Genomic DNA, 13,014 nt, shown 5'->3' with positions numbered 1-13,014 from the left:
TTTTGATAGAAAACAAACGATGTTATATTATTATCCAAAGATGTAGCATTATTTTTATATTGAGATTATTTTGTTAATAATAGATATTTTCTTATCTATGACATAATAATAATTTAATGCTATAAACAAATCTCTTTCCTTCTTCGATAATAAAACTATGCTGTACTGCTGTTGGATTATCTATTTCTAGCATGCTGAGATACATGGCAAATCACTAATACACTCAATGAGTGATCGTGAATGGATGCAGATCAAATAAGCTTAAACTTCATTAAAAAACTGTAATACATTCAGTAATTGACTATCTACTGATTATCCTAATTGTTTTTTTCAACTTAGCAAACAAACTTCGCAATCACACATAATAAGTATGAAGATAAATTTATGATTTTTTCTCAAGATCTAATATGCACCTAGTTAAATACGCAGGTAGCATACCTTATTTTTGATAATCAAAAAGAATAGCAAAAGAGTAGTCTATCTTGTAATAATTTATGATCCACATACATGCCTTTATGCTATTTTAGTGTTAATAAAATTAAAAAAACTCAACAATGGACTAAATACTATCTTGATTTAGCATACACAATCAAGCAATTCTAAAAAGCTAAATTAAAGCGTACTATATTTTTAAATGACTACAACCTAACTAAAAGCCCATAACCATAAAAATTTTTTTTAAATTGATTATCCAAGCATTTAAAAATTTAACATCATTAATCTATTTACTAGAATATTAATGCTAACTAATTAAGTACTCAATATAATAAATTAATTACTCAATAATAATATATTACTAATCTTACGTCATAAGTAATTAGCACATAGTTTTGGATATCAGATGCCTAAAAAAAGTTATTATCTTGACGATAAAAAAGAAAATACAAATATTCGCCTACAATACGAACCACAGCGAACAGCTGTTATTATACTAGGAATGCACCGCAGTGGAACATCAGCACTCACCCGAGTTATCAATCTCCTTGGGGTTAACTTAGGTACGGACTTAATGGAAGCCGCTAAAGATAACAACGAGCGTGGTTTTTGGGAACATAGAAAAATAGTCGAGCGTCATGATAAACTATTGAATGATCTTGACATGCGCTGGGATGATATACGAAAAATGCCATCGGGTTGGCTTGAATATTCTGTTACTGATGATGCGCGCAACGACCTAGAATCAATTATATATAATGAGTTTAATACAACCAATTTATGGGGGATAAAAGATCCGCGCATGTGTCGCTTACTGCCCTTATGGCGCAAAATGTTAGCTACGCTCAAAACACGAATAACAGTTTTGCACATGCTTCGTCATCCCTTGGAAATTGCTTGCTCTCTTAAATGCCGCGACAAGATGCCATACGAACAAGCATTAATGCTATTATTGAGGTATCAGACTGAAGCATTATGTGCAAGCGATGGGATAAGACAATCTTGGACTAGTTTTGATCAAATGTTGGTTAATTGGCGTAATGAAATTAAGCGAATTGACAGCGAGTTGAATTTGGGTTTGATTTGCCAAATAGACAAAGCAACAGACAAAATAGAAACTTTTCTTGATAAAAAACTGCGTCATCACACTATGGATAATAAAAAATTTAATATCGAACTAAAATTAACTAATTGGATTGAAAAAGTATATAATACTATAAGGCTAATAAATAATAATAATAGCACTAGTTACTTAGCAAGTATTCAAAAAATCCAAGAGGAAATAAATTGTGCTACAGTAGTTTTTTAACAAAAAATTTATTCTTTTGTTAACTTTCAACAGTAAATATGATAACAGCTTAGTATTTAGAAATATAAATGTTTTCTTTACCCATTATACAATATAAGCTAAGTATCCAAAAGATCTTTGGTAATTTAATCATTAAATTTGTAAAATGCAATCATACTTTTCACATTGAAACAATAATTATGAGTGAATTCGATAAGAAAGTTTAAAAAATCTCAGAAAACAACAAATAACCAATGAGCATAATATAGCTTCGTAAAAGTTATACATTTAACTTTAGAAGTTATCTAAAAAACGATATGATTATGTTTATAAATTTCAGTACAGACTACTATAGGCTATAAAATAAATAATGCTACTAAGCAAGTATACTGTTGCACTTATCTTGCAAGAAGCGAAAATATTAATCAGCCAATTTGTATTTCAAACCACATACATTCTAACAGCAAAAAATAAGTGCAAAGGCAAATACGCATGTGGAGATGTATGTGAGTTAACAGATAATTCTCCAACGATAGTCTTGCGTTCCAACAAAAATCGAATGCCTGCTGGTTGGGTAAAACTAACTTATAACCTTGAAAATGAAAAAAATTTCTTTATTCAGTATCTAGTAGCGGACGATGGCTCTAGCATGACGAAAATTAATTGCAAAAATTTATTCGTGGACTGTAGTAAAACCTATGTTACATGCTTTGTACGCCTACCAGATAAAGTGCTAAACTTGTGTATTATTTCGCTTAACGGAAAAGATTATTTTTTAAAGACTGCAATTAGAGCACGTGAAATTAGCCGTATGGAACTTTTGCTAGTACTAGCGTACAGGGCCTATTCTTGTCATAGCATTCGAACAATAATTCAAAAACTACAACGAGGAAACATATTAGGATTAAAAAAATATCTGATAAAAAAACTGTTAACTCCTAACGTAACATATTCTGCTTGGCGTAGTACATTCTATAGTTTAACAAACTCCGAAAAAAATGCTATCCTTGCGCATATTTTGCGTATGAAAAATAAACCAATTTTTTCAATAATAATGCCAACATACGATACTCCTCCAGCTCTACTAAAAAAAGCGATTAACAGCGTAAAAGCACAACTTTATGAGACATGGGAACTTTGTATCGCTGACGATGCTTCTAAAAATCCAGAAATTAGATCGATATTAAAACAATATGCTGCTGGTGATAGACGTATTAAAATCACCTTTCGCGAGTTTAATGGCAATATATCAGTCGCAAGTAATTCCGCTTTAGCTTTAGCTACTGCCGAATGGATAGTTCTGCTCGATCATGATGACGAGCTAACTATTGATGCGCTATATCGTATAGCAGCCAGTCTAGAGGACGATTCAGAAGCTGATATCATATATTCAGATGAGGATAAGATCGATGAAAATGGGCAGGTATTTGATCCATACTTTAAGCCTGAATGGTCGCCTGAACTATTCCTCTCACAAAACATGATTAATCACTTAGTAGCTTATCGCCGATCATTGGTACAAAAAGCTGGACAATTTCGTAAAGGCTTCGAGGGTAGCCAAGACTACGACATGGCATTTAGAGTGTTAGAATTAACTAATCCAAATAGAATAAGACATATTCCAATAGTGTTATATCACTGGCGCGCAATTACAGGCAGCGTAGCACTAAATTGCTATGCAAAGCCACATCATTGTAAAGCGGCCCGGAAAGCGATAATGGAGCATATGGAGCGCTGTGGCATAAAAGCAAAAGTAATTCCCGGTATTGATGGCCTTAGTCATCGTGTAGTTCCGGCTTTACCTACCCAGAAACCACATATAAGCATCATTGTTCTGACTCGTGACAGGGTAGATATGATGCGCGTATTAATAGAAGGTCTGTTAAATAAAACTAGTTATAAAAATTGGGACTTAATTATTGTTAATAATAAGTCTAAGCAGGAAAGTACACTTAGATATTTAGCCGAGATAAAAAAAGATACGCGAATAACTATTCTTCAAAATGAAGAACCATTCAACTTCTCGCGTTTGAATAATCTTGCAGTAAGCAAATCAAGTGGCCCACTAATATTGCTGTTGAATAACGACGTTGAGCCAATAAATAAAGAATGGTTAGAAGAAATGATTAGACAGATTCAACTGCCTGACATTGGCGCAGTCGGAGCTAAACTTTACTATCCCGATGATACAATACAACATATCGGTGTAACTACTGGTATTGGTGGTGTAGCAGGACATTTTAATAAACATTTGCCACGCGCAGCTCCAGGCTATTTCAATAGAGCTCAGATAATCCACAATGTTACTGCCGTAACAGGAGCATGTCTATTAACGACTCATAGTATATATAAGCAAATCGGTGGAATGAATGAGAAAAATTTAAAAGTAGCGTTTAATGACGTGGATTTGTGTTTAAAAATTCGCGATGCTGGGTATCGCATCCTAGTTACTCCTTATGCTGAGCTATATCATCACGAATCTGCGTCACGTGGTTTTGAGGACAATATAAAAAAACAAAAACGTTTTTGTAGCGAAAAGCAATGGATGCAAAATCAATGGGGTAAGATACTTGATTATGATCCATATTTTAATCCTAATCTCAGCCTAGATAATGAAACTCCAACATGGGCATTTCCACCGCGGACTATCAAGCCTTGGATAGCAGTAGATAGGAAAAACAGTTAATGATTAATAGGTAAAATACTAAAAATAATATTGATTTTTTTTTAAAGCACTTTGTGCTGCATAGTCATTAAAAATGTTTTTAAAGACAGTTGCAAGCGTATTGCTTAAAAAGAAATAGCATATTTTCATAATACAAGTTATCTTATTTTAATTATACATTGTTAAATAATATTTTAATAGTTTAAATTCTTGAACGCTAAGTTGATTAGGCAATTTTCAACATTTTATGTTAAGTGTTGTGTTATTGAAGAAAAGTCATTATGTTAAATTTTATGCATCAACTTAGATTAGTTTTATGATTATAAATTATTTTAACTATTATTAAAGCACTGCCAATTATCTTTTGCTAATATATTTTTTTATTTATTGTTTATAAAATATAAGCCGATAAAAATGCAGCATATACAACTATCGAGCATTAATGCAGATTAAATCCTAATTTTAACAAAAAAATCTCAGTGATTTTTTAATATATCAATCTTAGATTTATTTAAGTCAGTTTTCATCTAAACTAGGTATAAGTTTTTCTTCTATAAGAAGTGTCAGATCTTACTAATTACACTAGAAAACAGCTAATTCGCAAGATGTTTAAAAAAGAATTAGTACCTTTATTTGATAAACACAAAATATTTTCAGCTGTAGAGTGCAGATACATAAATCGTAATTTAAGCTTATTGCGATAATGCTCAAAGAAAGGTTTATAGCGTATAATATCTAATAAATGATCTTAACCTTAAATAATAAACAGCAATTTATGTATTCTTATAATAAAAATGTTTAATTTATATCAACCAGTAACTAAACAATACTAGTTTTTATTATTATCAAATTAATCTTATCTTCAGTAGTACGGGGAAGTGAATTTACTACCCTTTATCTATAATACTGGAATAATAGCTAAAAATGGACAAGAAAATTAGATTATTTACAAAATAAATATAGCAAAAGCATTGACTTAATCTGCTATCATACTAACCTTACGCATGAGATATGCATTTGACTATAATCTAACTGAAAGAAGCAAATTAACCTTTATTTCATCTAGTAAAGCATTAAAAATTTTTTATAGAGATACCAATTTTACTTACAATTAAGGGATTATCTATTTGGCTCATTATACAAGCAGTTAACATAAAAATTAGTACAAGCAAATGCAAGTAGATTTTAATAAATAACTATTCTATATCATTTGCAACTACGATAGCAGTACCTGTACAAAGTATAATACTTTAGCAGTATCGTATTTTTAAACAATACTTGTAGTTTAATTTTATTATATTTGTAAGACTATTAGCGGAGGAGGGATTTGAACCCCCGCCACGCGAATTATGATTCCGCTGCTCTGACCAACTGAGCTACTCCGCCAAAAGTCACACAAGTACAAGATAAGCGATAGATTTGTCAAGTTTTATGATGCAACATTTAGAGTGTAAGTCTTAACTTAGTTTTTACTATTTTATATCTTTAAGATATCGCTATAAAAGATATAACTAATTGGATGCATAATAAAACAAAAGCTTATGCATTTTTACTATAAAGCTCAATTATTGTCAGGCTATATTGATAATATCAAATGTATAGTAATTGATTCTAGTCATAGATGAAATTTACTATAAATACTTATAGCATAAAATAGTAAATAAAGTTAAGTTAACTGATATAAATTTTTATATTATAGTAAAATTTATTATACCTTAGGATAATTGCCTTTGTTTTAAACTATAAATTATGATTTAGAATAATTGATAATTGTAATAATTTTATTTTATATATCCTATTATATTACTTAGTCAAATAACTATAAAGATTATTTTTTTTTGATAAAACACTTTTCGAGAAAAAAAGAAAAGGCAAATTAATTACCTATAATTTGCATCAATATTGAATGCTAATTATTTAGCTGGCCAATATCTAATTTTAGATAATCCATTGTATTGCGTTACTGCTAAAATATCTAAACTAATTACAGATAAAATGACACTAAACTTTAATTTAATGATGGTCTAATCAATCTAGAGTAATACTTCAGATAAAATAGGACAAAACGTAATCTTCTTATATATTAATTCTATTCTAAAATTATCAATTTTCGAAGATATGAAGATTATTACGAGAAATTAATACATTGTCTATACTAGACTTTTATAAATTTTTTTATTAAGATAGTATTGTGTCATAGTTTAAAAATATTAGTCTGTTTAAAAGATCACTCCGTAGCCTTGATTGTAAGGGTAATGGTAAATTATAAACATCAAAGGAAATCACCCTGACAAGAATTATCACAGATAATTCTTGTCAGGGTGATTAGCACGAATTTGATTAATCTTCTCACTCTAATAATCATTAAATTTATAATTATTATTATTCTTAATAATATTAAAAATTACTTGATTAATCAATCATATTACATACACAAATATATTCTGGTAAATTAATGCAAAATGATATAGAGGATATATATAATAATCCTATGTTATATAATGCATACCTATCGTGAATAGATACTTATTATAAGTTTATTATTGATCTAATTATTATTAATTTATCACCATAAATAATCATCGCTTTAATTTTTAGTAGATCATATTAAGATAATAATACTTAACATATTAAGAAAATCATTAATAATTATACAACAAATGATGTAAATAAAATAATCTTTTTTTAATGCTTTGATCCTATCATTCACATGGTGCACTAGTAATTATCTTTATTCTAGATTATTTATTCTAAGTGTATAAACTTCTACACTCTTTAGTTTGTTTAATTGAAGCACTTATATATTTTATAGAGTACTACTATAGTATGATAGCTTATATACTACTGCAATTAAACACAAAAATTATTTTAAATACTAAACCATAAGTATGCCAAACAGAGCGAAATTATATTTAAAATACCTTAAAGGAATTGCTTATGCCTAAGACAGTAAATAGTAAGAATAATTTACATTATTCTTACTATTTACGTTAAAAATAGCGTAAAGGAATCAAAACTTAAATAACCAAGCAATTAATTTGATGTCCAAGAATCATTTACATGTTACCCACTAAACTTTAGTTATTAAGTTTTGCTAGAAGTGAGGTCATTTACTATATTTTGCAAATCTAGAAGCTCTTTTGAACAAGTCCTAATTTACATTTTGATTCTAGATAGAAATATGTAAAATGCAATCACCAATCTAATAGCTAAATATAACTCTAATTAACTTCTCTAGTAAATACAATAAGCGTATGATCATAAGTAAGAGAATAAAGAAGATATAATAGCATTCAAAAATTTTTTCAGTAATATCATAATCAATGTTAATAATTTTAACTAATTGACTACAAAATACCCAAATAGATTAAAAATCTAATCTCGTAAAAAATACAGTCAAGCAACAGAATATTATAATATTCTATATGAAGATCTTAGTTTTATTATAAAAAATAAATTTATTATTTTACATAAATTGATGGTTTAAATAAAAAATATTAAAATTTAGTGACTTGTTAATGATAATGGGATCAACATAAAATAAATTAGCTAATAATATTTCGCTAACCTTTATCAAACTTATTTGTTAAACCGATTTTCTCTAATGTTTATCAAAACATAATGCAATGCATTATGTTTACTTTAAATAAACTACAAACAATATTATTGTTTATTAACACAATAATTTTTAACCATCTGTTAGTTGATTATAGTGAATATTATACCAAAAATCTAATTAGATAATATAAATTTAACGCTAATTCATTGTATATTATAACTACTAACATAATGTAGATTTGCTATATAATGCAGATTATCATTTATTCTTATTGGTTATAATTTTTCTATCATTGTGCAGTAATACGGTATTATCAATTTTATAGTTAACTATAAAATTATGTTTGTACCCATATTGTATGAATTACAATTCACTGCTCAATAAACTAAAAATGGCATCCTTGCACTAAAAAAGGTAAAAACCTAATAATTTTTAACTCAATCATTTAAGCAAAGCGAATAATAAGATTTTATCCTCTGAATGCCATGTCACCCTAAAATTCCTTGATTATGATAACATAAATAGCTTGTAGCTACCATAGCTCTATATAGCTAACATATAAATTACTAATTAAACTAATATAAATAGTGATTTATAAGAAAAGCTATAGATTGTTGTTTAACAAATCAATGATTTTTATTATAGAATTATTTATTAATCTATTTATTTCATTAGCAATTGGGATTTATGCATTTGCTTGCTTCTTCTCTCATCGAGAAATTGAGATTAATTGGGCGAAAAGCTATTTGGAAAATGCGCTAAACCATACGTATTGTGGAATTACAACGCAGATCGGCAAAGCTAGTCTCCGGATTAATATTAAGGACAGAAATATCGATTTAATTGTCAAAGATATAAAAATTATAGGATGTAATCATTTAGTAAGCGCACTAATCGAAAGTATTTCACTTCAACTTAGTTACGAATCATTATTGGCAGGAAAGATAGGGCCAAGATATATTAGCATAATTAACCCAACTATTGATATAGTAAAAAAAACTAATGGAAATGTTATGCTAACGAATAACACCATTCGTAGTTGTAAATCTATTACCTCATTGAATCTAAATAGTATGCTTAAGTTGATACTAGGAGAACGATCAAGTAAAGGAATGCTTTATTTTCTAAGAGAGGCTAGGTTTAGCGACGCTCGCATTCGTTTACTAAATAACGCACTTATACAAACCGATATGCTGGCTAAAATATCTGTTAATATTAAACTATTTTCTACTCATACGTACTTTCACATAAAAGGTTATGCTAAATGGTTTAATTCGACGACTACTCCAATTTTATTGTCTGGAAAATATCAACCTAAAAATAACTGTGTCAGCGCTCAAATGCAGTTCGCAACAGTATCAGCAGTAAACTTAACGGCATCTCACCCTCATCCAAGAGAAATATCCTGGATAGTTCTAGCAATTTCTGGCACAGTAACGGCTAATTCTACATTAGATAGCAAAACACCAGTGATCCATGCCAAGCTCAACTTTGGCGAAGGCAGGATAAATATTTCTAAAATAAATCCTGTTCCACTAGCTGTTTCTCGAGGTAATCTCAGTTTAAAAATCACGCCAAATGCAAAACAAATCTATGTTTATCTTTCTCTAGAGCTTAAAAAGGCATTACTGACAATCAAAACACACGCAATTCGTGATCCTGCTGGCTATGCAATAATTATAGATACAGCAATATCTAATTTTGCTGTTAACTTGATTAAAGATTTTTGGCCATTTCAACTATCTGACAAATCCCGTAAATGGATTACTAACAACCTAGTTAATGGTCAAATCACAAATGCTACTCTATTAGCTAAAGGACGAATTGACAGCACTAAGCCTATTTTGCATCCGCTCAACATCATCTATGGCACAATAAAATTCCAAGGCATAGATGCTTACTATTTTCGTCCATTACCACCCATCACTAAAACAAAAGGTTTAGTAAGATTCGATAACAGAAGCATAACAACTACTATTCAAAGCGGGCATTTGGGAGACTTATCAATCGAGTCCCTTAATATTGCTTTAGTTAATTTAGATCAAAACAAGAAAGAATATGCTCATGTTAATCTAAACATCCGGGGAAATACTCGAGAAGCTTTAAAAGTGATTGCGTTAGCTTACCCAAATAAAATTGCTAAAGATACACAAAAAATTGAAGGTATTTTTGGTGCTAAGGTTAAGCTAGATGTTCCTTTGATAAATAATTTCAATATAAATGATATCGGATTTAGTGTATCTGCTAACTTAAAGAAAGTTGTGATCCCAAATATTCTACACGACACACCTTTGACAAACGGCGATTTAGAATTAAAACTCAATAGATTTGGTATGTGCATTAAAGGAAAGGCAAAAATTGGTAAAATCCCAGTAATTCTGAAACATGATGAGCTGTTTCAATCAAATCGCCCATTTCGATCTCGTTCTTATGTCAGTGCTATTGCTGATGTATCCAATTTTACCACATTTGGTCTAGATCTGAGTGCTTATGCAAATGGCCCTATATCTCTTAATGCCTTAGTATTAAAGGATTTATCAGGCAATGTAACAGCAACAATTAAAGGTGATTTACAGTCAACTTCCATTGTTGCTTCTGAGCTAGGTTGGTCAAAGCCAATTGATGCCAAAGGCAGCTTTCAAGTATATATCACACACAATAAAAATAATATATTAACTATTCCTAGATTTGAGTTTCGTGCAAATAGTCTGTACGCTGCTGGCAAGGTTGCGTTTCATATCAATGGTGAAATAAACGCCGTATTATCAGCATTTTGCTTAGGTCGCACAAAAGCGACAGGTACTGTAAAACGCCAAGCAAATGGTAGTTTGCTAATTTTTCTCAAAGGTCCGAGCATTGACTTAGTACCAATCCTCACAATGAAACAACATAGCCAACATAATATGTTGGACTTTAATGGACAAAAAGTAGAAGCAAAGTTTGCTGCCGAGAGGATTTATTTAATTAGAGACATTAGATTAATGCCAGGAATACTGACAATAAAGCATAATGGCGTTAATGTAGATAATTTTAGCTTGATCGGACAGGTGAATGGTAATCCAATGCGCCTGCTAATACAAAAGGAACAGGGCAGCCAATTGTTGACAGCAGAAACTAATAATGTAGGTAGATTTTTGAATGCAATAGGCATTACTAAATCAATTAAAGGCGGCCGATTAAGAATTAATGGTATACTTATTACGCAAGGGCTAAATAATAATAAAATGGATCTGATTATGCGGATTGATAATTTTTATATTGTTGACCCACCATTCTTTGCCCACCTTTTATCGTTAATATCCTTCAGTGGCCTGCTTGATGCACTATCCGGAAATGGTATACGTTTTGCTGAAACCACAGCACATATATTGCTTACTTTAAACAAGATTAAAATCAAGAATGCCAGTGCTTATGGATCTGGCTTAAGGATCGAGATTAATGGAACAATTTTGTGGCCAAGCAAAATTGTAGATATAGTATGCCTGATAGCTCCATGCTATCCAATAGCAAAAATGACTAAAGAAATACCAATAGTCGGCAGCTTACTGTCAGTAGTCAATAGTATGCTACAAATAAAAATTGCTCTGAAAGGCAACCTGGAAAAGCCAAAAATAAAGATTAATACTTCTATTGCGCTAACTTCAAAATTTTTACTTAATATGCTAAGAATCTCAAAAAATCAGCTTATTGAATTCCTTCAGTTACTTCTGCTAGAAAGCTAAACTAAAAACTAAGTAGATATGCTATATTTTTTGATTATATAACCCGTAAGAGCGCGTGGCGCTTCTTGCCTATAGATATTTTAACAAAGCCCGCATCATTAATTTCTTTACCTGCTATGACGACTGATTCGTTTAAAATCGTTGAGTTATTCACACGAACGCCACCATCACGAATTAACCGACGAGCCGCACTCTTGGAACTAGCCAGTCCAACGTAAACTATAGCATTAACTGCAGATAAGCCTGCTTCTACCTTCCTACGGTCAATATCCACCTTCGGTAGTCCTTCACTAATACCTCCAAAATCAAAAGTACGTTGAGAGATTTCAGCAGCCGCGCTAGCAGCTGCCTTACCATGACACAGTTGAGTTACCTCATTAGCCAATATTTTTTTAGCTTCATTAATCTCTGTCCCACCCAAAACCGCTAATCTTGATACTTCATCGAGTGGTATTTCGGTAAAAAGCTTTAAAAAACGGATAACATCAATATCTTTTGTATTACGCCAATACTGCCAAAAATTATACACACTGAGCCGATCCTCGTTTAACCAAACAGCACCTTTTGTAGTCTTTCCCATTTTCACCCCAGAAGAACTGCTAATGAGAGGTGAGGTCAGTCCGTAAACCTTATTATTATCAACCCGACGAATCAACCTAACACCATGTACAATATTAGCCCACTGATCAGATCCTCCCATTTGTAACACACAATCATAACGTCTATGTAGTTCTAAGAAATCGTAAGCTTGTAAGATACTGTAGCTAAACTCAAGAAAACTTAGCGAATATTCACGATCTAGACGAAGCTTAACTGACTCAAATCCGAGCATTTGATTCACAGATATATGAGCTCCATAGTCGCGTAAAAACTTAATATATTCCAACTTATTAAGCCATTCTATATTATCAACCATCAGAACATCATGAGATACTTCCCCTAAGCTTAAACACTTATCAAGTATATTCTTTATATTGGATTTATTGTTGTATACTTCTTTTTCACTCAGCAACTTGCGTGCATCAAGCTTAAAAGATGGATCGCCTATTTTTGAAGTACCCCCTCCAATCAATACAATTGGCTCATTACCAGTTTTTCGCAGCCAACGTAGCATTATAATTTGTAGCAGTGAACCAATATGCAAGCTATTGGATGTGCAGTCAAAACCAATATAGGCTGTAATTTTATTGTTTGTTAGCTTTTGATCAAGCGCTTCCAGATTAGTGCACTGGTAAAGCAATCCACGTTCCATAAGCACATTTAAATAATCTGATTTAGGTATAAGCACAGCCAAATCCTCATTTTACATTAGTTTTTTAGGAAAAAAATCGCTGCACTATGCTAG

General features: G+C 30.9%; 4 protein-coding genes and 1 tRNA gene. 3 read left to right on the top strand and 2 right to left on the bottom strand.

What is annotated here, in order from left to right:
- Positions 1 to 841 precede the first annotated feature (841 nt).
- Positions 842 to 1,744 carry a sulfotransferase family protein gene (locus A1OE_RS00520; protein ID WP_015087879.1) on the top strand — a complete coding sequence of 301 codons (903 nt, stop codon included), beginning with the start codon at positions 842 to 844 and terminating at the stop codon, positions 1,742 to 1,744.
- Positions 1,745 to 2,093: 349 nt separating this feature from the next.
- A complete protein-coding gene (locus A1OE_RS00515) occupies positions 2,094 to 4,409 on the top strand; it encodes a glycosyltransferase family 2 protein (RefSeq protein ID WP_015087877.1) in 2,316 nt (771 codons plus the stop codon).
- Between the two features lie 1,291 nt (positions 4,410 to 5,700).
- Here the strand turns inward: A1OE_RS00515 and A1OE_RS00510 are convergent.
- Positions 5,701 to 5,774 (bottom strand) — tRNA-Met (locus A1OE_RS00510).
- Between the two features lie 2,919 nt (positions 5,775 to 8,693).
- On the opposite strand from A1OE_RS00510, the gene A1OE_RS00505 reads away from it, so the two are divergent.
- Positions 8,694 to 11,669 (top strand): YhdP family protein, encoded by a 2,976-nt coding sequence (locus A1OE_RS00505; protein ID WP_237737657.1) that lies wholly within the window; start codon positions 8,694 to 8,696, stop codon positions 11,667 to 11,669.
- Between the two features lie 34 nt (positions 11,670 to 11,703).
- On the opposite strand, the gene tyrS is transcribed toward A1OE_RS00505, so the two are convergent.
- Positions 11,704 to 12,957 carry a tyrosine--tRNA ligase gene (gene tyrS, locus A1OE_RS00500; RefSeq protein ID WP_148276830.1) on the bottom strand — a complete coding sequence of 418 codons (1,254 nt, stop codon included), beginning with the start codon at positions 12,955 to 12,957 and terminating at the stop codon, positions 11,704 to 11,706.
- Between the last annotated feature and the right edge of the window lie 57 nt (positions 12,958 to 13,014).

The sequence above is a fragment of the Candidatus Endolissoclinum faulkneri L2 genome (assembly GCF_000319385.1).
Lineage (GTDB): Bacteria > Pseudomonadota > Alphaproteobacteria > Thalassobaculales > Thalassobaculaceae > Thalassobaculum > Thalassobaculum faulkneri.
Note: the sequence above shows the minus strand (reverse complement) of the source record. Positions and strands in the feature narration are given on the sequence as shown.

What these genes read in the sequence shown, in the direction of transcription:
- A1OE_RS00520 (WP_015087879.1), top strand. Translation starts at nt 842, where the DNA reads ATGCCTAAAAAAAGTTATTATCTTGACGATAAAAAAGAAAATACAAAT.
- A1OE_RS00515 (WP_015087877.1), top strand. Translation starts at nt 2,094, where the DNA reads ATGCTACTAAGCAAGTATACTGTTGCACTTATCTTGCAAGAAGCGAAA.